The sequence below is a fragment of the Cobetia sp. BMC6 genome, from assembly GCF_029991385.1.
Classification (GTDB): domain Bacteria; phylum Pseudomonadota; class Gammaproteobacteria; order Pseudomonadales; family Halomonadaceae; genus Cobetia.
Genome location: NZ_JAKUMF010000004.1, coordinates 58299 through 83551 on the forward strand (window position 1 = coordinate 58299; position 25253 = coordinate 83551).

Genomic DNA, 25253 nt, shown 5'->3' on the forward strand with positions numbered 1-25253 from the left:
TCTCGCCACCTTATATACACCTCCTGCGCGGCGTTCCACCCTGGCCAACGGCCATGTGTCAGCGCTGGGTATAGATCTGGTCAGCGCGGCGCGTGAAGGCCTCGACCATCTGAGCGGCGACCTGGCTGAACAGCTTGCCGAACGCCATGCCCAGCAGACGATTGCTGAACTCGAAGTCCATCTCCAGTGAAACCTTGCAGGCGTCTTCGCCCAGTGGCGTGAACAGCCAGGTCCCCTGCAGACGCTTGAAGGGGCCATCGACCAGATTCAGCTCTATCCGCTCGGGGGCATACAGGTCATTGCGCGTGACGAAGCTCTGCTGCATGCCTGCCTTGGACAGGGTGAGCCTGCCCTTGAGATGGTCCTCATCACGTTCCAGCAATTCCGCGTTGCTGCAGCCGGACAGGAATTCGGGATAACGCTCGAAATCATTGACCAGATCGAACATTGCCCGGGCCGAATGCCGCACCAGGGCAGACCGGTTGACCGTAGGCATCTAGCTCTCCGCTGACTTGGATACGCAGCATGCGTATCATGAACAATGGGCCGGCGCACGAAGTGCCGTCTGGCCTTGAATGGTAACACGCCTCCCCCCATCCAGAAGGATGTGCCATATCCACACTGGATGACGGCAGGCGCACACGACAAATGAGGCAACATGGGCAAGAAAAAGAAACCCGAACAGGGCGGCAACCTGATCGCCCAGAACAAGAAGGCACGCCACGAGTACCACATCGAGGAAACCTTCGAAGCGGGTCTGGTACTGGCAGGCTGGGAAGTGAAGGCGCTGCGCGCAGGCAAGGGCCAGCTGACCGATACCTATATCGTGATCAAGAATGCCGAAGCCTGGCTGCTGGGTTGCCACATCCATCCGCTGGAAACCGCCAATACCCACGCGGTGGCGGACCCGCAGCGCACGCGCAAATTGCTGTTGCACAAGAAGCAGATTGCACGCATCTTCTCGCGCACCCAGGACAAGGGCCACACCTGTGTGCCGGTCAAGCTGTACTGGAAGAATGCGATCGTGAAGTGCGAGATCGCGCTGGTGGAAGGCAAGAAGCTGCACGACAAGCGTGCCACCGAGAAGGACCGCGACTGGAACCGTCAGAAAGCCCGTATCCTGCGCGACCGCTGAGGGCAGCGTGAGGGAGCTCACGCCAGCAAGCTACTGTCAGGCCAGAAATTTTCCTGAACACTTGAACTGGCGTAGCACAGTCCCCACCTGTTATGATGAAGACGTAGCAACGCAGTAAAGTGGTAACACTGTTATGGGGGCGTTCTGGCATTCGACGCTGGTGGCAAACCCTGAGGTGCATGCCGAGATCGTAACGTATCTCGTAAATAAAACGTTGCAAATATATAGTCGCAAACGACGACAACTACGCTCTAGCTGCATAAGCTGCTCCTGAAACCGTTGCGCCTGTTCAAGGTGGATGGAGAACGAGCCCGTATAAACAGGATCGTCTTGGCCGACGTCTCTAAGGTCGAGATTAAAACTCAGAGAATCGCATCGCTGTAGCCTGTTCATTGGCGGCAGTGGTGTTAAATCAAAAAATGAAACTAAGCATGTAGAGCCGAAGGCGGAGTGCCGGCGGACACGGGTTCGACTCCCGTCGCCTCCACCATATCCGTGACAGAAAGGCCTCCCTTCGGGGAGGCCTTTCTGTTTGTGGGCGATCTGTTCTGGTTGGCATTTTCCGTCAGAGGCAGAACGCCCTCTCAAGTCACCCTCTCAAGCCGCCCTCTCAGTCCTTCTCAAGCCCCTCTTTCAGGCCTGCACAAGGCCCGGCAGCGAGCTACGCAGGCGTCACAGCGTCCGCCGCCCCCGGGCTCAGGTCGCGCTGCCGCTCAGGCGCTCGCTGGTGCGCCGCACGCCAATCAGCAGCGGCGTGCCGGTGTCCGGATCGGGAATCAGGCGACACTCGACCCCATAGAGCTTGCGCACCAGCTCCGGCGTCACCACCTCGGCGGGCGCGCCGCTGGCGATCACCTGGCCTGCGTGCATGGCCACGATGTGGTCGGCATAGCGGCAGGCGCTGGCCAGGTCATGCACCACCATCACGATGGTCTTGCCCTCTTCATGGGCCAGACGCTGGATCAGCTCGAAGACTTCGATCTGGTGACCGAGATCCAGCGCCGAGGTCGGCTCATCCAGCAGCAGCAAGGGTGTCTGCTGCGCCAGCGCCATGGCGATCCAGGCGCGCTGACGCTGCCCACCGGACATCGAGGCAAGCTCACGGTCCGCCAGGCTTTCGATATCAGCGGCTGCCATTGCCTCGGCCACCAGACGCTGATCCTCCTCAGACCACTGGCTCAGCGCGCCCTGATAGGGCTGGCGGCCAAAGCGCACCAGCTCATGCACCGTCACCCCCTCGGGCGAATGCGTCTCCTGGGGCAGCAGGGCGATGCGCTGCGCCACCTCGCGCCGCTTGTAGGCGTGAATGTCCTTGCCCTCCAGCAACACCGCGCCTGACTCAGGCAGTTGCAGACGAGCCAGCCCTGCCAGCAGTGTCGACTTGCCACAGCCGTTGGGCCCGACGATCGCCGTCACCTTGCCGTCGGGCAACCCCAGGGTCAGCGAATCGATCACGGTGACATGCCGCTGGCGCGCGCCATAGCCGAGCGACAGCTCATTCGCTCGCAGGGTGTCGGTGGTAGCCGCGTCGTGGCGATCGGCCGGGGAATTCATCGCTCGCGGATCAAGCATCGTCTCAGCGCTCATGGCGCACTCTCCTGAAACATCATCGGCCGCTGGAACATCATCAGCCGCTGAAACATGTCGTGCGACGCTGAGCGGCAAGGGCTGGCCCTGAGCCGCTCAGCAGGATAATAGGGGCAACGGCTAGCGCGGGCTGCGCAGCAGTATCCACAGCAGATAAGGGCTGCCGACCACGGCCATCACGATACCGACCGGGATTTCCAGCGGCGACAGCAGGGTACGCCCGGCGAGGTCTGCCAGCACCATCACCAGCGCGCCGGCCAGCGCCGAGGCCAGCAGCGGTACGCCCTTGTGGCGCGACAGGTAGCGTGCGATCTCGGGGCCCACCAGCGCCACCATGCCTACCGGCCCGGCCACTGCGACGGCCGCCGCCGTCAGCACGACCGACAGCCACAGCGTGATCAGGCGCACACGCGACACCGGCTGTCCCAGTCCGATCGCCACGCGGTCGGTGAAGCGCAGCGTATTCAGCCCGCGCCCCAACCAGAGAGCGATCGACACGCCGATCAGCAAGGTCAGCCCTAGCCAGGTGAGCGAATCGGCATCACGCGCATTGAGGCTGCCAACCGTCCACGGATAGGCACTGTTGGCGACATCGATGGAGACTCTTGCCAACATCAGCTGCGTCCCGGCACCGAACAGCGCCCCGACCCCGATGCCGGCGACCAGGAAGCGATACCCGCGCGTGCCGATGCCGCCGGAGAGCCCGAAAGCCAGCGCAGTGGCGATCACGGCACCGCTCAGCGCCATGACCGGCGGCGCCAGCGAGATCCCCATCCCGACCACGGAGGCCACCGCGAAGGCGGTCGCGCCATTGTCGATACCGATGATGCCCGGCGTCGCCAGACGGTTACCGGCCAGGGTCTGCATCAGACAGCCCGCCAGCGAGAAGGCAGCACCCGTGGAGATGCCGGCCAGCAGTCGTGGCAGACGCAGCTCCTGCACCACGAAGACGGTAGCGAACTCGCCGTGCCCGAAGGCCGCCTTGAAGGCATCCCACGGCCCAAGGCCGGCACTGCCCAGCATCAGCGAGGCGACACTGGCCATCAGCAGTGCCAGCAACAGTATCCCGGCCGCCAGCAACGGCGCACGCAACAGCAGCAGGGACAGCTTGCCATGTCGCCACCAGAGCGTGCCGGTGGGGGCCGAGCGAAGGAGATCAAGCGGTGAAAGTCTAGACATCAGCGATTCCAAACAAGGCCCTGTCAGGACAACGCCTGACAGGGCCGGTCGATTCAAGCAATGAGGCGATGGCGCCGGCATGCGCACCAGCCTGGCCTCCATCATCGTTCACGCCGCAAGCGCCAGAGGCACCAGCCACTACAGGGTGGGCAGACGACGGGCACGCACCACGGCAATCAGCACGGGCGCGCCCATCAGGGTCGTCAGTACCCCAAGCGGCAGCTCCGAAGGCGGCACGACCAGTCGCGAGACCACATCGGCGCTCAGCAGCATGGTCACCCCAAGCGGCAGGCACAGCCACAGCGTACGCCGGACATCGGCGCCGCACAGCGCACGCGCCACATAGGGCACGGCGAGGCCAACGAAGGCCACTGGTCCGGCCAGTGCCGTCGCGGCACCGACCAGCAGAGCCACCACCAGGATCGCGACCTTGCGCACGCACTTGGGATGATGGCCCAGGCCACTGGCGACCTGCTCACCCAGCACCATCGCGGAGAGCGGCCGCGCCAGCCACAGCGTCAGCAGCAGCGAGATCAGGATACTGGGCATGCTGCTGTAAAGCGCCTCCAGCGAGCGTCCGGCCAGACTGCCGATCACCCAGAAGCGGATCTCATCGGCCGCGCGCTGATCGATCAGCAAGGCCAGAGACGTCAGCGCCACCAGCAGGCTCGACAACGCCGCACCGGCCAGCACCAGTCGTACCGGGTCCTGACGTGCGCCGCTCATTCTCACGGTGCTCATCACGAACAGACACCCCATCAGCGCACCACTCTGCGCCACCATCACGTGCATGCCGGCCGCTTCCATCCCCAGCAGCAACGCCACGGCCACGGCAAAGGAGGCCCCGGCACTCACGCCCAGCAAGCCCGGCTCCGCCAGCGGGTTGCGTGCTACCACCTGCATCAGGGCGCCGCCACAGGCGAGCATCATGCCGACCACCATGCCAATCAGGGTACGCGGCGCGCGCAGCTCGAGCACCACGAAGCGCGCCTGATCACTGCCCTGTCCGGCCAGCACCTGCAGTGCCTGCCAGGGGCCGATATCGCCAGCCCCCCACAGCAGGCTGGCCAGACAGGTCAGCAGGGCACTCAGGCAGGCCAGCGGCATCGCCTGACGCAACGCAAGACGCCCGGAGACCTTGTGGGTCATCCGGGCGGCATGTGCGCGTGGCCTGCGGACCTGTGGAGAGGTCTCTTCAGCCTGCATATCCCCTCCCGCGTCGCGGTTGCGGGTGGTCCCCTGCCTGCGCAGGGGTCAAACGTCGTGCACCGACATGACTGCGACTAGCCATCATCGCGCGCCCGGTCGATATCCTTCAGCAACGCTTCCGCTGCCAACGGGCCGCTGGCGCTGGTCCACAGCTGGCCATTCACGCCGACCAGGCTGTCGCGGTCCGCTGTCTCGAGGCGCTGGAAGGCCGGTTGTGCCGCCAGGGCGTCGACCGCGGCATCAGAGGAGTCGTCCAGGGTGGCGAGGAAGATGGTCTGCGCATCGATGCGTGCCATGTTCTCGTCACTGAGCGGATCGGAATGCGGACGACCCGGCTTGACCAGATCACCGCCGACCAGCTCATAGCCGCTGGCCGCCATCAGGCCGGTCGCGAACAGCTGATCGGACATCGCCATCAGGCCACCCGGCATGCGACGCACCAGACTGGCGGTTTCCGGGGTGGTCATCTCGGCCTTCAGACGCGCGGTGTGCGCGTCGATGGCGGCCAGACGTGTCTCGAGTTCCGCTTCGGCCGTCTCGCCCAGCGCCTCGGCATAGACGCGACTCTGCTCCTTCCAGCCCTGCTGGCTCAGCGCCGAAGCGCTCGGCACGATGGTCGGTGCCAGACGCGACATCAGCTGGTATTGGGTCTTGTCGAGGCCCGGCGGTGCCAGGATCAGGTCCGGCTTGAGCGCCACGATCGACTCGAGATTGAATTCACGCGGCGTGCCGACGATCTTGATGTCCGGCACCTGCGGCTGGATATAGCTCGCCACGCCATCACCGCCGCGCGTGGTCACGGCACCCAGCGGCGTCACCTGACTGGCGACGGCCACATCCAGCGCGCCTTCGTACAGGGTGACGACACGCTGCGGCGTGCCCTCGATATCCAGCTCACCGTAGGCCGTCTCGACACTGCGTGCCTCGGCAGACAGGGAAGCCCCCATCAGCGCTACCGCCAAGGTCGCCATCAGGCCCTGTTTGAACCATGCAGGACGGGTCATGCCACGAGCAGTAAAAGCAGTCGACGAGACGGTCATGCAGTACTCCGAAATGAAGAAAAGGATCTCGCACTCAAGCGAAGGCAGACGTGACCCTGCGCAGGACGATACCGCAAGGCCCTCTGTGCGCATGACGATCACACCTGAACGACGAATAATAATCAATCGCAACAATACCGACTCGCCTTGCGACTCACCACACCAGTTCATGCAACGCGACATTGCAATATCCTGCGTGGCAGCAGGTCACGCCTCTCCTCCGAGGAGTGCCTGAAGACCTTGAAGGTTGGCGGCGCCTGCCGCAGGCTGGGCGCAAGAATGTCTCTGGCGGAGTCCCCACAGGGGTTGGGATAGCACCAAGTGCCCCGATAACTGAAGGATGGACTCTCGCTCGGCGTGCGCGCAGGACGTGCGAGACGCCCCTTCAACATCTATCTGACAGAACCTCGCGTTATCGATGGGATGCTTGCGAGCCTCTGATGTACCTCCGGAGCCTGCTCTCACTTTCTACCCCGATGCCTCACACACTCACCGACATGGAGAAGCCATCTGTGGCGATTCCGACACCCCCGCACTCCCCTCCCGCCCTTGCTGCCTCGCGCCAACCGGACTCATGGCGACCTGCCTGGCTGATGTCCGGCCTGATGATGCTGTTGATGGTGCTGAGCCTCGGGTTCAGCAGCCTGTCCCTTGCCGCCCCGTCCGAAGACGGCAGCGGCGAAGGCGCGACATCCTCCTATGAGAGCCTGGCCACGCTGCTGGAAGACCCCAGTCAGCGCGAGGCCCTGATCGAAGGCCTGCGGCAGCTGGACAGCAAGGCGAGTGAACAAGCCGTCGAGGTGGCGGGGGAAGACGTCACCCTGAGCGAGGACTCGCCGTCACTGTCGCGCCAGCTGGCCGCCATCAGCCAGGACCTGGTCGCGGATCTCTCCGCCACGCTGGACCGCATGCTGGGCACCCTCGATGGCCTGGCCAACGAGGACGCCGACGAGTTCGACTGGAGTCGCTTCACCAGCGAGGCCATCAGCCTCGGGCTGGTCGTCATCTCGACCATCGCGCTGTTCCTCGTGCTGCGCAGACTCGCCAAGCCGCTGTTCTCGCGCGTCGGCCAGTGGTCACTGGATGGCCAGCACCGCAGCCCGCTGCTGCGCACCCTGCTGGCGGTGCTCGTCGCGGCGGTGGTGGACATCGCGGTCATCGGTCTCGCCTTCCTCGGCGGTTATCTGCTCGCCATCTTCGCCTATGGCGAACAGGGCGTGATCGGTCAGCGCGAGTCGATGTTCCTGAACGCCTACCTGGTGATCGAGCTGTTCAAGGCCCTGATGCGCATGCTGTTCTCCTCCGGCTACAAGGGGCTGCGTCTGCTGCCGATGCCAGATGACGTGGCGCGTTACTGGAACCGCTCACTGGCCATGCTGGCCGGCTTCATCGGCTACGGCATCCTGGTCGTGGTGCCGATGGTCAACAACAACCTGGCACCGGCCGTCGGCAGCTTCGTCAATCTGCTGATCATGGCCATCACCCTCATCTGGGCCATCGTGGTGATCTCGCGCAATCGCATCATTCTGCGTGACCGCCTGCTCACTCAAGCCCGCGAGGCGAACAACGCGCTCATCGCCGTGTGTCTGCGCATTCTGGCACGCACCTGGCACCTGATCGCACTGGCCTACTTCGCCACCCTGTTCATCATCTCTCAGACCACGCCGGAAGAGGCGCTGCCGTTCATGATGGGAGCGACGCTCAAGACGCTGCTCGCCATCGGCGGCGGTGCTCTGCTGTCGCGCGTGGTGACGCAGCTGATCGGCAAGCGCATCCAGATCTCCGACAAGCTGCGCGGCCAGCTGCCGCTGCTCGAGAAGCGTCTCAACTCCTACATTCCCACCGCGCTGCGCATCATGCGCGCCATCATTCTGATCGTGGTAATCGGCATGGTGCTGAATGCCTGGCACATCGTGGCGCTCGGCGAGTGGCTGGCGACCGATGCCGGTGCCCTGCTGCTGTCGCGCATCTTCCATGTGCTGTTCATTCTCGCCTTCGCCATCGCGATCTGGGTCGGTATCGCCAGCCTGATCGAGCACAAGCTCAATCCGGACACCGGCAAGGGCAAGCCGTCCTCGCGGGTGGAGACCCTGCTGGCGCTGTTCCGCAATGCCATCGCCATCGCGATGATCGTCTTCACCGCGATGATCGTGCTGTCCGAGATCGGCATCGACATCGCGCCGCTGCTGGCCGGCGCCGGGGTACTGGGTCTGGCGATCGGCTTCGGCGCCCAGAAGATGGTGCAGGACATCATCACCGGGGTGTTCATCCAGCTGGAGAACGCCATCAACACCGGCGATGTGGTCACCGCCGGTGGCGTGACCGGCACCGCGGAACGCCTGACCATTCGCTCAGTGGGTATCCGCGACCTGTCCGGCACCTTCCATATCGTGCCGTTCTCGTCGGTGGATACCGTCTCCAACTACATGCGTGACTTCGCCTACCATGTCGGCGAATACGGCATCTCCTATCGCGAGAATGTCGACCACGCCATCGTGCACCTGCGTGCGGCCTTCGATGAGCTCGAGGCAAGCAGCTATGGTCCGGAGATCCTCGAGCCGGTCACCATCGCCGGCGTCTCGGCCCTGGCCGACAGCTCGGTCAACATCCGCGTGATGATCAAGACCACCCCGGGCAACCAGTGGGCCATCGGCCGCGAGTACAACAAGCTCGTGAAGCAGCACTTCGACGCTGCTGGCATCGAGATCCCGTTCCCGCACATGACCATGTACTTCGGGCAGGACAAGGACGGTGGCGCGCCGCCGGCCAACGTGCGCACCATGCAGGCGCCGTTCGTGATCGATGGCTCCGCTGCCGGTCAACCGAAGACCCCCGAGCAGCGCGAGGCAGCCGCCAAGGTCGCCAAGCGTCGCGAGGAGAAGCCGCTGACGCGTCATGCCACCGAAGACGGCGAAGTCGTGGATGCCGAGGAACAGCGCATCCGTCAGACCACCCAACCGGATGCCGACGGCGACTGATCGAGCGCCTGCACTATCCCGACACGGCTATCCCGACACGGCTGCCTGCGCAGGCAGCCGTACTGAAACGAAAACGCCCCCGAGCCACTGGCTCGGGGGCGTTTTCATGTGTGGGCATGAAACGCTGCCTCACACCTCATGCAAGGCGCTGGCTCAGGAGCCGGTGCCCCACACGCTGGACAGCGAGCTCAGCAGCGTCGAGCTGACGCCTTCACCGCCCATGTAGCTGAGCAGCACCGGCGCGAACTGGGAGACCATGCTGCTGTCCATGCCCAGCGCGGAGAAGGCGCTGTCCAGAGACGCGCTGTCATCGACATTGCCGACGGTGCTGGCCAATGCCGTGGCATTGTCGTTGCCGCTCAGGCTCGCCAGGCTGGAGAGCGTGGACAGCGAGCTGCTGCTGGTCAAGCTGGACAGCTGCGGCACATCAGTGGACAGCTCGGAGGTCGCGCTGGTACCAAGCTGGGACTGGGCCAGAGCCAGCATGGCAGCGGAGCCACCCAGCGCCTGAGTGGAGGACACACCCAGCTGGGAGGTCAGGCTGGACATCAGGTCGGCCGCCGGCAGGGACTGGCCGGTCTGGCTGCTCAGCATGCTGCTGGCGAGGCTCATCATGGAGCTGGACGAGCTGGAAGAGCTGGCGGCGTTGCTGGAAGAGCTGTTACCGGTAGCGGCACAACCGGCCAGTGACACGGCCAGTACAGAGGCGCCCATCAGGGCCAGGGACTTATGCAACATGCAGACTCCATCATCGCTTGGGGAAACGGACCGGACCCGGCCCGTAGATGCGCCACGTGCATGGGCGCATCCGACACGCAGAATCATCGCACGGAGGAAACGCTTCCAGCCAGCGCCACACGCTCACGCTCTGGCCGTGAGGGCCCGGACGCATCGTTGCCGGGTCAGCAACGAGAAATCCGGAGCCGTCCATGCCCATGCCCGCATGCACCCACCGACACTTCACAGCGACGTGCTGGAAGGGCGACAACCTGGATGAGAATGTCCACAGCGCCCGTCATGCGGGCAAAAAGAAGGGCATCCCGTCACACGGCGTGTGAACCAGGATACCCCGGAGAGAAACCTGCATCACCGGCCGACAGCGCGGCCGGTGCAATTGGGCAATAGCTTTCATCAAACAAGGAAACATCGTGCAAGCCGCCGAGTGTCTTGTCCGCCAGCCTGCATGACGCCTGTCATGCCTTGGTTGGCACCAGGCGGCCGGCACTCGACGGCCGCTCCTCAGACGTTGTCCTTGCTCGGCTGCGGCAGGGCCGGCAGTGAGCGATCCAGCAGCTCGACGCTCTGACGGTAGTAGAGCTGACTCTTGTTGTGCTCGCCCAGGTTGGCGAACAGACGCGCGAGTTCAGCACACACCGTACCGCTCGGACGCTGGCGCTGGCTAGCCTCGAAGTACTCCTGAGCCTTGCCCCAGCTGGCGTTGCGCAGGGCCAGTCGGCCCAGCGACAGCAGCAGATCCGGATCATTCGGACGCTCCTGCAGCCACTTCTCGGCATACACCAGCTGACGCGGTGCATCCACGTCCAGCAGGCCGTAACGCAGCACCAGACGCGAATCCCAGCACTCCTTGAGGGAGTGACGCAGCAGACGCTCGGCCAGGCCTTCCTGGCCACCGGCGATCAGCGCCTCGGCGTAGAGCGCGACCAGATTCACGTCGGTGCGCAGGTGGTCCGGCATGTCGGCCCACAGGTTGCGCACGCGCTCGATGTCCTCCGGATTGCGCGCGGCCTGCTGGATCAGCGCCACATAGGCACGCTGTTCCAGCTCCTTCTTCTCCTCGGGGGAGATGAGGTCCTGCTTGTCGAGACGCGGCATCAGACGACGTAGACCATCCCAGTCATTGACCGCCAGATAGGCCTGCTTGAGCAGCTTGAGCACCTGCGGGTGCTCGCCCAGCTGCTTGTCGAGACGCGTCAGGGTCGCCAGCGCCTGTTCATGCTGCTGGCGGTCCAGCATCAGCTGCGCCTGCACCAGACCCACTGCGCTCTCGGAGCCCTGGGTGGACTCATGCGCCCGCTTGAGCAGCGTATCCGCCTGCTCGAAACGTCCCTGATAGTGCGCGGCCAGGGCAGCGGACAGGTAGTTGACCAGCGGCGTGCTGGAATCTTCCGCCGAGTGGGTCAGCGACTTCTCGGCCCGCTTCCAGCGGCCTTCGGCCAGCGCCACCAGGCCCCGTACGGTCTTGCGCGTGGCATTGCGGTGCCGGGTACGGCTGTTCCATACCTTGAGGCGGGAGAACGGATGCGCGAAGCGCGACAGCAGGCGCAGACCGAAGTGCAGCACCACGAAGCCCGCGAACAGCAGGATCAAGCCGAACCAGAAGGAAGTCTGGACCGAGGTATCGCCGACGCGAATCAGCCAGTAGCCCGGGAAGGCCTGCATCAGTTGCCCGAACAGGGCACCGATGGCCAGCCCGATGATGATCAGCAGTATCAGGACTCTCATGCGTTGCCACCCCCTTGCTGGGCGCGACGCTCGATCAGCTCACGCAGCTTGCTCAGAGAGGCGGAGATGTCAGGCAGCTCCGGACGGATGGTCTTGCTCTTGAGCTCTTCCAGCTTGGCGACGGCATTCTGCACGCCATCGGTCTTGGTGTCGTAGTAGCCATTGACCAGCGTGATGGCCTTGTCGATGGCGGCCTGGTAGAGCTTCGGCTCTTCCTTGAGCAGCGCCAGCTGCGCCTGCTCCAGCACCAGACGCACGTTCTGACGCAGGTAGGATTCCTGCTCCGGCGTGATCAGGGCTTCCAGTGCCTCGTCATGACGACGCACCGTGACCAGATCCTTCAGCTCGTTGCCGAAGCGGGCCAGCTGCTGCTGCCAACCGCCTGTCGGCGCTGCGTCGTTCTCGACCTTGGCGGCGATCTCGGCCACGTCCTGCTTGAGCGGCAGACGCGCCAGCTGTTCCTGCTCGGCAAGCAGCGCAAGATAGATACCGCTGCGATCGACGCGCGGCACGCTGTCCAGGCTGGCCAGTTCGGACTGGATGGCCTTGCGCACCGGCAGCAGCGCCGGGTTGTTGGCCGCCGCGATGCGCGCATCGGCGTTCTCGAGCAGCGCATCGGCACCGTTCACGTCACGCTCCAGCTGCAGACGCTGGTTGGCGAGGCGCAGCAGGTACTCGGCTTCCGCATAGTGCCAGTCACGCGCGTCGGTCTGCTGGGACTTGCTGAGCTCCTCGAGCACCTTGTTGAGGGCCTGCTCGGTGTCCTGGCTTTCGCTGGACAGACGCTTGTCGAGCTCGCTGACGCGGGATTCGTTCTTCTCAAGCGTGCTCGACAGACCCTCGACCTTGCTGGAGACCTGACCGACCTGCTGGGTCACGCTCTCGCTGACCTGCTTGTCGAGGCCCTGGGCATCCGGCAGCGCATTCAGACGCTGCCAGCCGAACCACGCCAGCACCGCGACCACGATGGCCAGCAGGATGACGAGAACCAGCGCGATGCTGCCGGCCTTGCTCTTCTTGCCCTGAGACTCGCCGGGCGGCGGCGTGCCGGGAGCCGCCGTGGCACCCAGGCCTGCACCACCGGCGCTGGCCGTCTTGCCAGCCGGCGCGGAGGACTTGCCGGGAGACGCCTTGCTGGAAGAGGCCTTGCCAGCACTCGGCTTGGCGGCAGACGCCTCCTTGGCGGGTTCGCTACGCTCCGGAAGCGGCGATTTTGCGCCGGAAGGCGTCGATGCGTTGTCGTCTGAAGTCTGGCTCACGGGCGTGGACTCACTGGCAGTGGAGGATGAGGTTGAAGAGGAGGAGCTGCCCTGCCCCTTGCTACGCCCACGACGATTGCGCCCACTTCGCGAGCGGCGCTCGCGCGGGGCATCAGCCGTGTCGGATGACGAGGGAGAGGACGAACGGGAGGCCTCGGCGCCAGGGCGGCCAGAGGCAGTGTCATCGGCGGAAACGCCGGAAACGGAAGAAGCATCTGATGCGCGAGCGGCAGCATCCTTGTCGCCCGACTTGCCGGGCGTCATGCCGGCAGAGCCGTTATCTTCCTGATCGTGTTCTCGGTTGCTCATCTACGCTTGCCCTTTTCCGGATTCTTGGGAATCGATGGCCTCACGCGGACCAGGCGCAGTGGCGCCGGTCACTGCATGGCGAGTCTTGCTGATGGGGGCGCAGGCGCGAAGTACTGCCTGCGTCAGGGCCCCGGGTGAAGCGTCCTCGGCGACCGTCACGCGCTCGAAACCATGAGCGTGTGCCAGTGTAGCCAAACGGTGGCTCGACACGATTAGCGGTTGGTGCAAGGCCTGCGGCGTCACCGACGCCATCACCGTCTCGAGCAGTTCATTGCTGGTCACCACCATTGCATCATACGCGCCCGCCGCCAGACGGCCAGCCTGTTGCGGCGACAAAGCCAACGGAAGGCGTCGATAAAGTGCCAGACGCGTGACCTGAGCGCCCCGTGCCACCAGCGTTTCTTCCAGCAACGGACGCCCGCCTTCACCGGCCACCAGCAACCAGCGCTGACCCGCAAGCGCTCTGAGCGACGGCAGCGACAGCAAGGCTTCGCTGGTGGTACCGACCGGCGCATCGCGTTCGGCATGCTCACCGCGCGTGGCGCGCGGCGGGACACGCACCGACACGCCCAACCGCGAATGCAGCACTTCGGCAGTGGCCGCGCCGACGGCATAGAAGCTGATGCCTTCGGGCAGCTGCGGCCACCACTCCTCCAGCCAATCGGCCAGATAACCGGCGGCCTGGGGCGAGATCACGATCACGCCGCGATACAGATCGACATCGATGATAGCCTGGCGCGCAGCGGGTTCCAGTGGCAAGGCCTCGAGCGCCATCAGCTTGAGGCACTCCACCTCGCAGCCGGCCTCGCTCAGCATCGCATCGAGAACCGCTCCGCGCGAGCCCGGCCGCGTCGTCAACACCTCAAGACGCGACGCCTTTGCCATCGCTGGCACCTCAGCCACGAGCGTCGCCGTAGACCGCCGCCAGAATCTCGCCGGCGCCCTGGGAGAGCAGGTCTTCGGCAACGGCGACGCCCAGCGCTTCCGGTGCATCGGACGGGCCACGCGCCTCGGCGCGCAGAATGACCGTTCCGTCGGGATTGCCGACCAGCGCACGCAGCCACAGCTGACTGCCGCCTTCCTCGAGCACGGCATAGCCGCCGATCGGCACCTGACAGCCACCTTCCAGATGCGTGTTCATGGCGCGCTCGGCCAGCACGCAACGGCTGGAGTCTTCATGGGCCAGCGGCTCGAGCAGCGCAAGAATCTCCTCGTCCTGCAGGTTGCACTCGATGCCGAGCGCGCCCTGACCACAGGCTGGCAGGCAGGTCTCGGCGTCCATCTCGGCGGTGATGCGCGCATCCAGCTCGAGGCGCTGCAGGCCGGAAGTGGCCAGGATGATGGCGTCGAACTCGCCGGCATCCAGCTTGCCGAGACGCGTCTGGACATTGCCGCGCAGGCTCAGCACTTCCAGGTCCGGGCGTGCCGCCTTGGCCTGCAGACCACGACGCAGGCTGGAGGTGCCCAGGCGCGCGCCCTGCGGCAGGGCATCGAAGTTGGCACAGGTGTTGGACACGAAGGCGTCTGTCGGGGCGTGACGCTCGAGAATCACCGCCAGTCCCAGCGACTCCGGGAAGTGCATCGGCACGTCCTTCATGGAGTGCACGGCGATATCGGCGCGACCGTCGAGCATCGCCTCTTCCAGCTCCTTCACGAACAGGCCCTTGCCACCGATCTTGGCCAGCGGGGTATCGAGAATCTTGTCACCACGCGTCGACATCGGCACCAACTCGACGCTCAAGCCAGGATGCAGGGCCTCGAGTCGCGCCTTGACGTGTTCGGCCTGCCACAGGGCGAGCAGGCTCTTGCGGGTCGCGATACGCAGAATCTCACGGCGGGGCACGGCATTCTCCTTGCTGGCGCGCAACGCACGCCATCTGATTCGAAGTTGTTGAGCAAACCTGACTGACGGACAGCGCTGCCCTCTGATGACACTTATCATAAAGCCAGTCACCTCAGGGGGAAAATCCGTGGCACGCTTTCCTGCGATCCGCCGGACTGGCCGCGGCCCCTCGCCCACGCGCAGGAGTCTGGTACACTCCAAGGTCAACGATACCGGCTGCGCGACCGTGCACCGGACGCCGAACTCTGGACACGTCACCACAATTCGAGATCCCGATGAGCGAATCTACCAATCAGTCCTGGGGCGGCCGCTTCAGCGAGCCGACCGATGCCTTCGTGGCACGTTTCACCGCCTCCGTCGATTTTGACCAGCGCATGGCGCAGCACGACATCCAGGGCTCCATCGCCCATGCCACCATGCTGGCCGGTGTCGGCGTGCTGAGCGAAGAAGAACGCGACGTCATCATCGCGGGACTGAAGGAAATCAGTGAAGAGATCGCGCGGGGCGAATTCGAGTGGTCCGTGGCGCTGGAAGACGTGCACATGAACATCGAGGCACGCCTGACCGCCAAGATCGGCATCACCGGCAAGAAGCTGCACACCGGCCGTTCACGCAACGACCAGGTCGCCACCGATATCCGCCTCTATCTGCGTGACGAGATCGACGCCATCGACGCCGAACTGACGCGTCTGCGCGAAGGCATGCTGGGACTGGCCGAGCAGGAAGCCGACACCATCATGCCGGGCTTCACTCACCTGCAGAGCGCCCAGCCGGTCACCTTCGGCCACCACCTGCTGGCCTGGCAGGAAATGGTCGCGCGCGACCAGGACCGCCTGCGTGACTGCCGCGTGCGCATGAACGTGCTGCCGCTGGGCGCCGCGGCGCTGGCCGGCACCACCTTCCCCATCGACCGTCATGTCACCAGCGAGCTGCTCGGCTTCGACCGTCCGACCGAGAACAGCCTCGATTCGGTCAGCGACCGTGACTTCGCCATCGAATTCACCAGCTTCGCCAGCCTGTTGATGATGCACCTGTCACGCATGAGCGAAGAGCTGGTGCTGTGGACCAGCGCCCAGTTCGACTTCATCGACCTGCCGGACCGCTTCTGCACCGGCTCCTCCATCATGCCGCAGAAGAAGAACCCGGACGTGCCGGAGCTGGTACGCGGCAAGACCGGCCGTGTCTATGGCCACCTGATGAGCCTGCTGACCCTGATGAAGTCCCAGCCGCTGGCGTACAACAAGGACAATCAGGAAGACAAGGAGCCGCTGTTCGATACCATCGATACCGTGCGCGGCAGCCTGCGCGCCTTCGCCGACATGATCCCGGCGATCCGCGCCAAGTCCGAGAACATGTACGCCTCGGCCAGCAAGGGCTTCGCTACCGCGACCGACCTGGCGGATTACCTGGTGCGCAAGGGCGTCGCCTTCCGTGATGCCCACGAGATCGTCGGCAAGTCCGTCGCCTTCGGCATCGAACAGCAGCGCGACCTGTCCGAGATGACCCTGGAAGAGCTCCAGCAGTTCTCCGACACCATCGAGCAGGACGTCTTCGACGTGCTGACGCTGGAAGGCTCCGTCGCGGCGCGCAATCACATCGGTGGCACCGCGCCGAACCAGGTCCGCGCTGCCGTACAGCGTGCGCGTGACGCCCTGGCCTCGCGCGCCTGATCATCCTCTTTCGGGCCTGGTCGCCACCCATGGCAACCGGGCCTGCATCGCTCTATCGCTTGCTGCCAGGAGGCCGCCCGATGCGTCATCTGATGAGCCAGTCCGCCCGTCATACACTTCGCACCTTCGCGGCGCTGCTGCTGGGCGCTGGCCTGCTGGCCGGTTGCGGCCAGAAAGGCCCGCTCTATCTGCCGGCGGACGCTGACGCCGGTGGCCAGCGCGCCGAAGCTCCCGCGCCGGCACCAGACGCCTCCGAGGCAGAGAACACCGCCGCTGCCGGGATTTCCGGCAGCGACGCCTGAGCCCCCTTATTCATCTCCGGCGGGTGATGCCCGCCGGCGCGACATCTTGCAGGCCGGACCATGGATCACTTCGTTTATCAGGATGGCGTGCTGCACGCCGAAGACGTCTCGCTCGCCACGCTGGCCGAGCAGTTCGGCACGCCGTGCTACGTCTACAGCCGTGCCACGCTCGAGCGCCACTTCAAGGCCTATCAGGATGCGCTGGGCGACCACCCGCATCTCATCTGCTATGCCGTGAAGGCCAATTCCAACCTGGCGGTGCTCAATGTACTGGCACGTCTGGGCGCCGGCTTCGACATCGTCTCCGCCGGAGAGCTGGAGCGCGTCATCAAGGCCGGCGGCGACCCCGCCAAGGTGGTGTTCTCCGGCGTTGCCAAGCAGGCAGGCGAGATGGAGCGTGCGCTGGAGCTGGGCATCAAGTGCTTCAATGTCGAGTCGCTGCCGGAGCTTGAGCGCCTCAACGCTGTCGCGGGCCGTCTCGGACGCGTCGCGCCGGTATCACTGCGCATCAATCCCGACGTCGATGCCGGCACCCACCCGTACATCTCCACTGGCCTCAAGGCCAACAAGTTCGGCATTCCGGTCGAGCAGGCGCTGGAGGTCTACGAGATCGCCAACGCCATGGAGCACGTGCAGGTAGTCGGTGCCGACTGCCATATCGGCTCCCAGTTGACCGAGCTGGCGCCCTTCCTCGATTCCCTCGAACGCCTGCTGGTGCTGCTGGATCGCCTGCGCGAACGCGGCATCGTCATAGAGCACCTCGACCTCGGCGGCGGCCTCGGCGTGCCCTACCAGAGCGAGACCCCGCCGGAGCCCTTCGCCTACGCCAGCGCCCTGCTGGAGCGTCTGGCCCGCTATGAGCACGGCAGCGAGATGACCCTGCTGTTCGAACCGGGTCGCTCCATCGCCGCCAACGCCGGCGTGCTGCTGACCCGCGTCGAGTACCTCAAGCCCGGAGAAGAGAAGAACTTCGCCATCATCGATGCCGGCATGAATGACCTGATCCGCCCGTCGCTGTATCAGGCGTGGCAGAACATCGTCACCGTCGACACGCGTGAGACGCGCAAGACCGCCAGCTACGATGTGGTCGGCCCGGTCTGCGAGACCGGTGACTTCCTCGGCAAGGACCGCGAACTGGCCATCGCGCCGGGCGACCTGCTCGCCGTGCGCTCTTCCGGTGCCTACGGCTTCGTGATGGCCTCGAGCTACAACAGCCGCTGTCGCCCTGCCGAGGTGATGGTCGATGGCCCCGAGATGCACCTGGTGCGTCGTCGTGAGCGCCTCGAAGAACTGTGGACCGGCGAGCAACTGCTGCCGGAAGGTGATGCCTGATGCTGGTAAACTTCACCAAGATGCACGGACTGGGCAATGACTTCATGGTCATTGACCTGATCTCGCAGCGCAGTCGCCTGCGCGATGCCGATATCCGCCGTCTGGCGGACCGCAACTTCGGCATCGGCTTCGACCAGCTGCTGGTGGTCGAGCCGCCCCGCGACCCGGACATGGACTTCCGCTATCGCATCTACAATGCCGATGGCAGTGAAGTCGAGAACTGCGGCAACGGGGCGCGCTGCTTCGCGCGCTTCGTGCGTGAACAGCGCCTGACCACCAAGCGCGAGATTCGCGTCGAGACGGCCGGCGGCCCGCTGACTCTGGTCGTCGCCGAGGATGGGCGGGTGCGCGTCGACATGGGCGCGCCGCGCTTCGCCCCCGCCGCGCTGCCCTTCGAGGCCGAGGCCGACCTGCCGGTGCACACCCTGGACGTCGACGGCGAGACGCTGGAAATCGGCGTCGTCTCGATGGGCAACCCCCACGCGGTGCTGCTGGTCGACAGCGTCGAACAGGCCCCGGTGCTGACGCTCGGCCCGCTGATCGAGGCGCATCCGCGCTTCGCCAAGCGCGTCAATGCCGGTTTCCTCGAGGTCGTCACGCCGCACGAAGCGCGCTTGCGTGTCTTCGAACGCGGTGTCGGCGAGACGCTGGCCTGTGGCACCGGCGCCTGTGCGGCGGTCGCTTCCGGCATTCGCCGTGGTCTGCTGGCAAGTCCGGTCAATGTCACGCTGCCAGGCGGCACCCTGAGCATCGAATGGGCTGGCGACGGCCAGCCGGTGTTCATGACCGGTCCCGCCGAGACCGTCTTCGAAGGCCGCATCATCCTGTAGATCGCCAGCCCCAGCCGAGTGACGCTGCCGACGACATGGCCGACAGCGTCTCGCTACCAACCGTCCGCAAGGAGCCCCACATGGCCGAGTCACCCGTGTCACGTCGCCCGCGCACGCTGGACCCGGATCGGGTCGCCGAATGGCTGGCCACGCACCCCGACTTCTTCGAGGGGCGTGAAGGGTTGCTGCAACGCATGCGGGTGCCACACCCGGAAGCGCGCGGCGGCAGCATCTCGTTGCTGGAGCGGCTGGTACATGATCTGCGCGGGCGGACCGATCAGGCAGAAGAGCGCCTCGAGGAGCTGTTGACCGCTGCGCGCGACAACGAGAGTCGCTATCAACGTCTGCGTCAGCTGGTGCTGGATCTGCTCGATGCCGAGTCCGATGATGCGCTGGCCGAGACGCTGTCTACACGCCTCAGCGAGCTGTTCGACATCGCGGCCGTCTGCCTGTGGCAGCGCGATGCCGATGCTTCGGCACAGCCGCCGCGCCGAGCGCTTGAGGATGCGCGCGGCGAGCAGTTCGAGCGGCTGCTCGAGGGTCGTGCCAGCCGCTGCCTGGCCATGCCACGCACGCGCTGGGAAGCTTTGCTGCCCGATCATCAGTGGCCACTCGGCACCGACTGTGCAGACCTCGTCGATGCAAGCCAGGCCGATGCCACGCGCGGCTCCGCCGTCATCGTGCGCCTGACCCGTGGTGAGTGCCTGGGCTATCTGGTGGTGGCGAGTGCCGACGCCGAGCAGTTCCGTGCCGGTCTCGACACCCTGTTTCCCGAATACCTCGGTGACGTGCTGGCCCGCTGCCTGGGCCGCGATGCCCCGGGCCAGCCGCCTCTGCGCTCCTCGAGCCGTGACGACCAGGCCAGCCGATGAGCCGCCTCAAGTCAGCCCACGGCGCTTCAGCCGTCGATATATCCACCGATGGCACCTCAGCGAGCGACGCCGAGCGCCTTGCCGCCGAGCAGACGCTGTCCGCGACCTGCCGGGAATTTCTGGCAGAGCTTGCCCTCGACAGCAGCCACGCGACCGTCAGCGCCTACGCGCGTGATCTGCAGGCGTTGACCGCCTTCATGCTGCGCCCCGCAGCGGACAGCAGCGCCGCTGGTGAAAAGGACGCGGCGCCCCTGCCGAAGGATTGGCAGGCGCTGGACGTACCGACACTCAGGCGTTTTCTGGGTGCCGAGCGCAGTCGTGGCCTCGCGCCACGCTCATTGGCGCGGCGGCGCGCGGCGATCAGCCGCTTCTGTGGCTGGCTGGTCGAGCAGGATGTGCTGCCACACAACCCGGCGGGGCTGGTGCAGACCCCGCGCCTGCCGGACCACCTGCCACGCCCGGTGGATATCGACAGCCTGGCACGCTTTCTCGACTGCCCACATGACGGCACGCCACTGGCGATCCGCGATCAGGCGATGCTGGAACTGCTCTACGGCGCGGGCTTGCGTCTCTCGGAGCTGGTCAGCCTCGACCTCGACATGCTGGAAACCCGCCGCCTGCGCGTGCGCGGCAAGGGCGACAAGCCCCGCCAGCTGCCGATCGGCTCACGCGCCCGCCAGGCGCTGGATGCCTGGCTGATGGTGCGCGGCCAGCTCGCCGCCCAGGACGAGCCGGCATTGTTCGTCGGCCAGCAGGGCCGCCGCCTCGGCCAGCGTGGGGTTCAGCTCAGGCTGGTGGCGCAGGCGAAAGAACGCGGCCTGCCCGAGCATCTGCACCCACACCGCCTGCGCCACTCCTTCGCCAGTCATCTGCTCGAATCCAGCGGCGACCTGCGCGCCGTGCAGGAACTGCTGGGACACGCCCACCTCTCGACCACCCAGGTCTATACCCGCCTCGACTGGCAGCAACTGGCCAGTGCCTATGATCAGGCCCACCCTCGCGCCCGCCGCCAGCGCGGATCAGAGACGGCAACATCAGACACTGCCACCACCTTCCCCACTGATGCCCCGCTCAAGGATGACACCCTGTGACGCCTGCCAACGCACCTCGTCTGACGGCCTTGACCTTTGATCTCGATGACACCCTTTGGGCGAATCGCGCGGTGATGGAGCGCGCCGAGGCCGAGCATTACGCCTGGCTGGATGGCGAGATCGGCCATGCCAACGACTTCCCCCTCGAGGAATACACCCGCCGCCGCATGGCGCTGGGGCTGGAGCACCCGCTACGCCGCGGTGATTTCACCTGGCTGCGCCGCGAGGCCATGCACGCCATGCTGCGTGATGCCGGGCATGATGATGAGCAGGCGGGCCACTGGTCACGCGCCGCCATCGAGCGCTTCCTGGCGCTGCGTCACGAATTGACGCCCTTCCCGGAAGCCAGCGAACTGCTCGACTCCCTCGCCCACGATTACCGCCTTGGTGCCATCACCAATGGCAATGTCGACTTGGCTCGCCTCGCGCTGGACCATCACTTCGAGTTCAGCATCGCCGCCGGCGAATGGCTGGCGCCCAAGCCGGATGCACGTCCCTTTCTCGCCGCCATGGCACGCCTGGGCAGCCGCCCCTCCACCACCCTGCATGTCGGTGACTCATGGAAAGAGGATGCATTGCCTGCCGCGCGCCTGGGTATGCAGGCCGCCTGGATCGACGTCAAGGGTCAGGGTGCCCCGGGCCCCGTCCCGGCAGGTGTACATGTCATCTCGCACGTTCGCGAGCTGCCGGCGCTGATTGCGCGCCTGAATGACTGAGTGAGGGAGTAACTGAGTGGCAGAGCAAGTAGCGGAATGACTGAGTGAATTAAAACTTGTACAAAAATGACGCTTCAACCATATTTCATGTACAAGTTTCCCGCCGTCGTCGATGTTGAATCCTGTCTGAGATTCCTGAGACTGCGCCGGGAGATGCCTGCCACCTCGACGTCAACAGGAGAGGCCAGCATGAGCACCCACTCACTCCCGCGCTACCGTGTGTCATCTTCCTCTCCCCAGAGGCCACCCCTGCATGGTGAAGGGGAGCAGCATGCGCCGATCATGACGCCCTCACGGCAGTCCAGCCGCGCTCTGCTGAAAGGCGTGGCCATCGTACTGGTATCCGCATTGCTGGTCATCGTGGCGGTCTACAGTGGTCGTGCCAGCCTCGCGACGTTGCAATCCAGCGCGCAAGAGGCGCCGGCAGCCTCACCACAGGAGGCCATGCGCAGCCTGCTCGCCCCCAGCGAGGCCGTGACGATGCCGGAAGTCGTCGAGCCTACGGTGAAGGCCCCGCATATTCTCTCGGCGCCCAGGGAAACGAGCTCTCTGACCCGTCTTGACCCCATTCCCAGCGCACCGCGCAGCCTGTTCATGTGATGGGCCCCGGGGGAAGCGCAAACATCAGTGACAGCGTGCCTGTCGTAACGCAAACGGCCACCCCAAGGGGTGGCCGTTTCGTCATGCAAGGTGGCGTAGTTCGAGGCTTCGCCCCAGATCGTCTTGCACCTTCAGTCGTCGAAGGGGTCCTGCGGTGCCTCGTCGCCCGCCATCTCTTCCACGCCGTCCATCACCGACGGGTCCGCCAGCCACTCGTCGAGCTTGGCATGCACCTGCTCCACACCTGAATACTTCAGCGACGAGAACAGCTGCACGGTGACCAGGTCTTCCCACTCCTTGAGCGCGTGACGCACCTTCTGCAGGCTTGCCGCCGCCGGCCCGCGCTTCAGCTTGTCCGCCTTGGTCAGCAGGATATGCACCGGCATCTTGGCCTCATCGGCCCAGCCCAGCATCATCTGGTCGAATTCGGACAGCGGATGGCGTACATCCATCAGCAGCACCAGGCCCCGCAGCGACTGGCGGTTGCGCAGGTAGTTGGACAGATGTGACTGCCACTCGCGCTTCACCTTGTCCGGCACCTTGGCATAGCCATAGCCGGGCAGGTCGACCAGATGGCGGCCCGTTTCACCGATGGTGAAATAGTTGATCAGCTGGGTGCGGCCGGGGGTCTTGGAGGTACGGGCCAACGCCTTCTGCGAGGTCAGCGCATTGATGGCGCTGGACTTGCCGGCATTGGAGCGACCCGCGAAGGCCACTTCGGCACCCACGTCCGTCGGGCACTGGGCCAGAGTCGCGGCACTGATCAGGAAGCGCGCCTGACGATAATGGAGCTTGGGGGTCGAAGGAGCTGATTCGGCCATGGGAGTTCTGAATACCTGTTGAAGGCGGACGTCTCGCCCGCGCGACATCACGAGAGAGCAGAAGAAACGACCGGTGTAACGAAAAGAGTGCCGCCTGCCCTGCCATCGGCGCTGCAACTTGCCGGCGACAGCGGGAAGATGCACTGGATTGCTGCGATGACACGACTGACGACAGGCACGCTCACGCGCCCTGAGGGGATTCGCTATACTGCCTGCAAGGTCAGCATGACGATCATGATGCCTAGTGTACCACCCTGCTCTCACGGGCTGCGAGAGCGGGGGAGCACTTCTCACCGCGCGCAGCACGGCGCGGGCTCCGGGGAAATGACAGAGGCCACCATCCACGCCGGATGATACAAGCCCCGAACGGGCCTCTTCGTGAACAGGGACCAGTGAAATGGATGAGCTGATGAGACCAAGGCAGATCCCCGAGCGCCCCTTGCGCCTGCTGCTGGCACTTGCTGCCACGACATTGGCCGCCACCTTGCCGACGGGAGCCGCCGCCGAATCGCTGGTCGGCGATGCTTCGGCAGGCAAGGCCAAGACTGCCGTCTGTGCTGCCTGTCACGGCGCCCAGGGCATCTCGCCGACCCCGGCCTTCCCCCATCTTGCTGGCCAGCAGGCCCACTACCTGCGCAAGCAGACGGCCGACATTCGGGATGGCCGCCGCTCGGTACCACAGATGGCCGGTATCGCCGACAACCTGAGCGATCAGGACATCGCCGATATCGCGGCCCACTACGCCGCGCAGCCCGCCAATCGCGGTCAGGCCGAGCCAGAGGCGGCCCGTGCAGGCGAAGTGCTGTATCGGGCTGGCTCGCTCGAGCGCGGCATCGCGGCCTGCACAGCCTGTCATGGCCCGCGAGGTGAAGGCATCGACTCGGCAGGCTACCCGGCGCTGGCCGGACAATTCCCCGCCTACACCGTGTCAGCACTCAAGGCCTTCCGCGACGGTAGCCGCGACAATGACCCGAACGCCATCATGAGCAGCATCGCCGCGCGCATGAGTGACAGCGACATGCAGCAGGTGGCCGAATATCTCCACGGCCTGCGCTGAGGCATCCGTACAGCCGGGTGTCGCGTACGACTGACTTGATGACGACCAGCACCAGCACGCCGTTCACGGCGCGTGATCGAGCGACGCCTTGTACGGGGCGTGATCGAACGGCGTTCATCCAGCGGTCAACCTTGTCGCGCTAGGCTGGCCCGACAGTGATCCGCCGTGTCCCGCTCGGCAGTCTCGACAGCAGTGGTGGCTGACACGCATACTCGATGCATCACTAATGTTGCCGGGTATCATGCCCGGGCATGCCTCAATCCGATGGAGATGTTCCATGAAGTGGAAACCCCTACTGACTCTGGTGGCGGGCCTTGGCCTGTCAGCAAGCGTGTTCGCCGCTGAAGCCGGCAAGGACTATCAGGTACTCGACGAGCCGGTGAAGACCGACGCGCCGGCGGGCAATGTCGAAGTGGTCGAAGCGTTCTGGTATGGCTGCCCGCACTGCTACAAGCTGGAATCCAGCCTCGAGCCGTGGGTCGATGAGCTGCCGAGTGACGTGACCTTCAACCGTCTGCCGGCCACCATGGGGCAGGACTGGGTCAAGCACGCCTATGCCTTCTATGCCGCCAAGGACCTGGGCATCCTCGACGAGACCCACAAGGCCTTCTTCGATGCCATCCATCAGGACCACCAGCGTCTGACCGACCCGGATGATATCGCCAAGTTCTACAGCGACTACGGCGTCAGCGAAGAAGACGCCAAGAAGTCGCTGACCTCCTTCGGCGTGAAGAGCCAGGTCAATCAGGCCCACGCCCAGATGCGCGCCTACAAGATCATGGGCGTACCGGCACTGATCGTGGATGGCCGTTATGTCATCTCGCCGAGCACGGCAGGCTCACTGCAGAACATGCTCAAGATCACCGACGAGCTGGTCGAGCAGGTGCGTGAAGAGAAAGCCGGCAGCAAGGACGCCGCTTGATGGCAGCGGCTGCTGACTCAGTGGCCGCCAGCGCCACG

General features: G+C 65.1%; 23 protein-coding genes and 1 other RNA gene. 13 read left to right on the plus strand and 11 right to left on the minus strand.

Annotated features, from left to right (window positions below):
- Nucleotides 1–58 precede the first annotated feature (58 nt).
- The gene (locus MKZ40_RS09760; RefSeq protein WP_043333347.1) at nucleotides 59–496 is read right to left on the minus strand and encodes a type II toxin-antitoxin system RatA family toxin; all 438 of its coding nucleotides are present in this window, start codon (nucleotides 494–496) and stop codon (nucleotides 59–61) included.
- Between the two features lie 162 nt (nucleotides 497–658).
- Between MKZ40_RS09760 and smpB the strand changes: the two genes are divergently transcribed.
- Nucleotides 659–1135 (plus strand): SsrA-binding protein SmpB, encoded by a 477-nt coding sequence (gene smpB, locus MKZ40_RS09765; protein ID WP_043333345.1) that lies wholly within the window; start codon nucleotides 659–661, stop codon nucleotides 1133–1135.
- Nucleotides 1136–1270: 135 nt separating this feature from the next.
- Nucleotides 1271–1625: a transfer-messenger RNA gene (gene ssrA, locus MKZ40_RS09770) on the plus strand.
- Between the two features lie 206 nt (nucleotides 1626–1831).
- On the opposite strand, the gene MKZ40_RS09775 is transcribed toward ssrA, so the two are convergent.
- The 4 genes from MKZ40_RS09775 to MKZ40_RS09790 all read right to left on the minus strand — a co-directional run bounded on the left by MKZ40_RS09775 (nucleotide 1832) and on the right by MKZ40_RS09790 (nucleotide 6150).
- Complete coding sequence (locus MKZ40_RS09775; RefSeq protein ID WP_175089078.1) at nucleotides 1832–2689, minus strand: ABC transporter ATP-binding protein; 858 nt, start codon at nucleotides 2687–2689, stop codon at nucleotides 1832–1834.
- Nucleotides 2690–2842: 153 nt separating this feature from the next.
- Complete coding sequence (locus MKZ40_RS09780; RefSeq protein WP_175089028.1) at nucleotides 2843–3901, minus strand: iron ABC transporter permease; 1059 nt, start codon at nucleotides 3899–3901, stop codon at nucleotides 2843–2845.
- Nucleotides 3902–4039: 138 nt separating this feature from the next.
- Nucleotides 4040–5008, minus strand: a complete 969-nt coding sequence (locus MKZ40_RS09785; protein ID WP_254627041.1) for an iron ABC transporter permease — start codon at nucleotides 5006–5008, stop codon at nucleotides 4040–4042.
- A gap of 176 nt (nucleotides 5009–5184) precedes the next feature.
- Complete coding sequence (locus MKZ40_RS09790) at nucleotides 5185–6150, minus strand: ABC transporter substrate-binding protein (RefSeq protein WP_254627032.1); 966 nt, start codon at nucleotides 6148–6150, stop codon at nucleotides 5185–5187.
- 512 nt (nucleotides 6151–6662) lie between these two features.
- Here MKZ40_RS09790 and ybiO point away from each other — a divergent pair.
- On the plus strand, nucleotides 6663–9128 hold the full coding sequence (ybiO, locus tag MKZ40_RS09795; protein WP_175089026.1) for a mechanosensitive channel protein: 2466 nt from the start codon (nucleotides 6663–6665) through the stop codon (nucleotides 9126–9128).
- Between the two features lie 153 nt (nucleotides 9129–9281).
- Here the strand turns inward: ybiO and MKZ40_RS09800 are convergent, their stop codons facing one another.
- From MKZ40_RS09800 to hemC, 5 genes are all read right to left on the minus strand, one after another.
- A complete protein-coding gene (locus MKZ40_RS09800; protein WP_175089025.1) occupies nucleotides 9282–9866 on the minus strand; it encodes a DUF2780 domain-containing protein in 585 nt (194 codons plus the stop codon).
- Between the two features lie 501 nt (nucleotides 9867–10367).
- A complete protein-coding gene (locus MKZ40_RS09805; protein WP_175089024.1) occupies nucleotides 10368–11591 on the minus strand; it encodes a heme biosynthesis HemY N-terminal domain-containing protein in 1224 nt (407 codons plus the stop codon).
- Nucleotides 11588–13159: a uroporphyrinogen-III C-methyltransferase gene (locus tag MKZ40_RS09810; RefSeq protein WP_282627851.1), complete on the minus strand. Its 1572-nt coding sequence runs from the start codon at nucleotides 13157–13159 to the stop codon at nucleotides 11588–11590. Before MKZ40_RS09810 ends, MKZ40_RS09805 begins: the two co-directional genes overlap by 4 nt.
- Entirely contained in the window at nucleotides 13160–14044 is an 885-nt protein-coding gene (locus MKZ40_RS09815; protein WP_175089023.1) for a uroporphyrinogen-III synthase, read from the minus strand.
- A 10-nt stretch (nucleotides 14045–14054) separates the two neighbouring features.
- Nucleotides 14055–15002 (minus strand): hydroxymethylbilane synthase, encoded by a 948-nt coding sequence (gene hemC / locus MKZ40_RS09820; protein WP_043333340.1) that lies wholly within the window; start codon nucleotides 15000–15002, stop codon nucleotides 14055–14057.
- A 275-nt stretch (nucleotides 15003–15277) separates the two neighbouring features.
- Between hemC and argH the strand changes: the two genes are divergently transcribed.
- The 8 genes from argH (at nucleotide 15278) to MKZ40_RS09860 (ending at nucleotide 22415) form a co-directional block, all read left to right on the plus strand.
- The gene (gene argH / locus MKZ40_RS09825) at nucleotides 15278–16672 is read left to right on the plus strand and encodes an argininosuccinate lyase (protein WP_175089021.1); all 1395 of its coding nucleotides are present in this window, start codon (nucleotides 15278–15280) and stop codon (nucleotides 16670–16672) included.
- Nucleotides 16673–16752: 80 nt separating this feature from the next.
- Complete coding sequence (locus tag MKZ40_RS17210; protein WP_348994696.1) at nucleotides 16753–16974, plus strand: lipoprotein; 222 nt, start codon at nucleotides 16753–16755, stop codon at nucleotides 16972–16974.
- Nucleotides 16975–17034: 60 nt separating this feature from the next.
- The gene (lysA, locus tag MKZ40_RS09835; RefSeq protein ID WP_175089020.1) at nucleotides 17035–18306 is read left to right on the plus strand and encodes a diaminopimelate decarboxylase; all 1272 of its coding nucleotides are present in this window, start codon (nucleotides 17035–17037) and stop codon (nucleotides 18304–18306) included.
- Nucleotides 18306–19136, plus strand: a complete 831-nt coding sequence (gene dapF, locus MKZ40_RS09840) for a diaminopimelate epimerase (RefSeq protein WP_175089019.1) — start codon at nucleotides 18306–18308, stop codon at nucleotides 19134–19136. The genes lysA and dapF overlap by 1 nt, the downstream gene beginning before the upstream one ends.
- An 80-nt stretch (nucleotides 19137–19216) precedes the next feature.
- Nucleotides 19217–20008 carry a DUF484 family protein gene (locus MKZ40_RS09845; protein ID WP_175089018.1) on the plus strand — a complete coding sequence of 264 codons (792 nt, stop codon included), beginning with the start codon at nucleotides 19217–19219 and terminating at the stop codon, nucleotides 20006–20008.
- The gene (locus tag MKZ40_RS09850) at nucleotides 20005–21099 is read left to right on the plus strand and encodes a tyrosine recombinase XerC (RefSeq protein WP_175089017.1); all 1095 of its coding nucleotides are present in this window, start codon (nucleotides 20005–20007) and stop codon (nucleotides 21097–21099) included. Before MKZ40_RS09845 ends, MKZ40_RS09850 begins: the two co-directional genes overlap by 4 nt.
- The gene (locus MKZ40_RS09855; protein ID WP_175089016.1) at nucleotides 21096–21815 is read left to right on the plus strand and encodes an HAD family hydrolase; all 720 of its coding nucleotides are present in this window, start codon (nucleotides 21096–21098) and stop codon (nucleotides 21813–21815) included. The genes MKZ40_RS09850 and MKZ40_RS09855 overlap by 4 nt, the downstream gene beginning before the upstream one ends.
- Before the next feature lie 189 nt (nucleotides 21816–22004).
- On the plus strand, nucleotides 22005–22415 hold the full coding sequence (locus MKZ40_RS09860; RefSeq protein ID WP_175089015.1) for a hypothetical protein: 411 nt from the start codon (nucleotides 22005–22007) through the stop codon (nucleotides 22413–22415).
- 131 nt (nucleotides 22416–22546) lie between these two features.
- Here the strand turns inward: MKZ40_RS09860 and yihA are convergent, their stop codons facing one another.
- The gene (yihA, locus tag MKZ40_RS09865) at nucleotides 22547–23236 is read right to left on the minus strand and encodes a ribosome biogenesis GTP-binding protein YihA/YsxC (protein WP_054556430.1); all 690 of its coding nucleotides are present in this window, start codon (nucleotides 23234–23236) and stop codon (nucleotides 22547–22549) included.
- 409 nt (nucleotides 23237–23645) lie between these two features.
- Between yihA and MKZ40_RS09870 the strand changes: the two genes are divergently transcribed.
- Together MKZ40_RS09870 and MKZ40_RS09875 are read left to right on the plus strand one after the other, a co-directional pair.
- Nucleotides 23646–24293: a c-type cytochrome gene (locus MKZ40_RS09870; protein ID WP_254627031.1), complete on the plus strand. Its 648-nt coding sequence runs from the start codon at nucleotides 23646–23648 to the stop codon at nucleotides 24291–24293.
- A gap of 277 nt (nucleotides 24294–24570) precedes the next feature.
- Nucleotides 24571–25215 carry a thiol:disulfide interchange protein DsbA/DsbL gene (locus tag MKZ40_RS09875; RefSeq protein WP_043333328.1) on the plus strand — a complete coding sequence of 215 codons (645 nt, stop codon included), beginning with the start codon at nucleotides 24571–24573 and terminating at the stop codon, nucleotides 25213–25215.
- Nucleotides 25216–25253 lie beyond the last annotated feature (38 nt).

What these genes read in the sequence shown, in the direction of transcription:
- MKZ40_RS09875 (WP_043333328.1), top strand. Translation starts at nt 24,571, where the DNA reads ATGAAGTGGAAACCCCTACTGACTCTGGTGGCGGGCCTTGGCCTGTCA.
- MKZ40_RS09760 (WP_043333347.1), bottom strand. Translation starts at nt 496, where the DNA reads ATGCCTACGGTCAACCGGTCTGCCCTGGTGCGGCATTCGGCCCGGGCA.
- smpB (WP_043333345.1), top strand. Translation starts at nt 659, where the DNA reads ATGGGCAAGAAAAAGAAACCCGAACAGGGCGGCAACCTGATCGCCCAG.
- MKZ40_RS09775 (WP_175089078.1), bottom strand. Translation starts at nt 2,689, where the DNA reads ATGAATTCCCCGGCCGATCGCCACGACGCGGCTACCACCGACACCCTG.
- lysA (WP_175089020.1), top strand. Translation starts at nt 17,035, where the DNA reads ATGGATCACTTCGTTTATCAGGATGGCGTGCTGCACGCCGAAGACGTC.
- MKZ40_RS09805 (WP_175089024.1), bottom strand. Translation starts at nt 11,591, where the DNA reads ATGAGAGTCCTGATACTGCTGATCATCATCGGGCTGGCCATCGGTGCC.
- MKZ40_RS17210 (WP_348994696.1), top strand. Translation starts at nt 16,753, where the DNA reads ATGCGTCATCTGATGAGCCAGTCCGCCCGTCATACACTTCGCACCTTC.
- MKZ40_RS09810 (WP_282627851.1), bottom strand. Translation starts at nt 13,159, where the DNA reads ATGAGCAACCGAGAACACGATCAGGAAGATAACGGCTCTGCCGGCATG.
- MKZ40_RS09780 (WP_175089028.1), bottom strand. Translation starts at nt 3,901, where the DNA reads ATGTCTAGACTTTCACCGCTTGATCTCCTTCGCTCGGCCCCCACCGGC.
- MKZ40_RS09845 (WP_175089018.1), top strand. Translation starts at nt 19,217, where the DNA reads ATGGCCGAGTCACCCGTGTCACGTCGCCCGCGCACGCTGGACCCGGAT.
- MKZ40_RS09860 (WP_175089015.1), top strand. Translation starts at nt 22,005, where the DNA reads ATGAGCACCCACTCACTCCCGCGCTACCGTGTGTCATCTTCCTCTCCC.
- argH (WP_175089021.1), top strand. Translation starts at nt 15,278, where the DNA reads ATGAGCGAATCTACCAATCAGTCCTGGGGCGGCCGCTTCAGCGAGCCG.
- MKZ40_RS09800 (WP_175089025.1), bottom strand. Translation starts at nt 9,866, where the DNA reads ATGTTGCATAAGTCCCTGGCCCTGATGGGCGCCTCTGTACTGGCCGTG.
- yihA (WP_054556430.1), bottom strand. Translation starts at nt 23,236, where the DNA reads ATGGCCGAATCAGCTCCTTCGACCCCCAAGCTCCATTATCGTCAGGCG.
- MKZ40_RS09790 (WP_254627032.1), bottom strand. Translation starts at nt 6,150, where the DNA reads ATGACCGTCTCGTCGACTGCTTTTACTGCTCGTGGCATGACCCGTCCT.
- MKZ40_RS09815 (WP_175089023.1), bottom strand. Translation starts at nt 14,044, where the DNA reads ATGGCAAAGGCGTCGCGTCTTGAGGTGTTGACGACGCGGCCGGGCTCG.
- MKZ40_RS09850 (WP_175089017.1), top strand. Translation starts at nt 20,005, where the DNA reads ATGAGCCGCCTCAAGTCAGCCCACGGCGCTTCAGCCGTCGATATATCC.
- dapF (WP_175089019.1), top strand. Translation starts at nt 18,306, where the DNA reads ATGCTGGTAAACTTCACCAAGATGCACGGACTGGGCAATGACTTCATG.
- MKZ40_RS09785 (WP_254627041.1), bottom strand. Translation starts at nt 5,008, where the DNA reads ATGCCGCTGGCCTGCCTGAGTGCCCTGCTGACCTGTCTGGCCAGCCTG.
- MKZ40_RS09870 (WP_254627031.1), top strand. Translation starts at nt 23,646, where the DNA reads ATGAGACCAAGGCAGATCCCCGAGCGCCCCTTGCGCCTGCTGCTGGCA.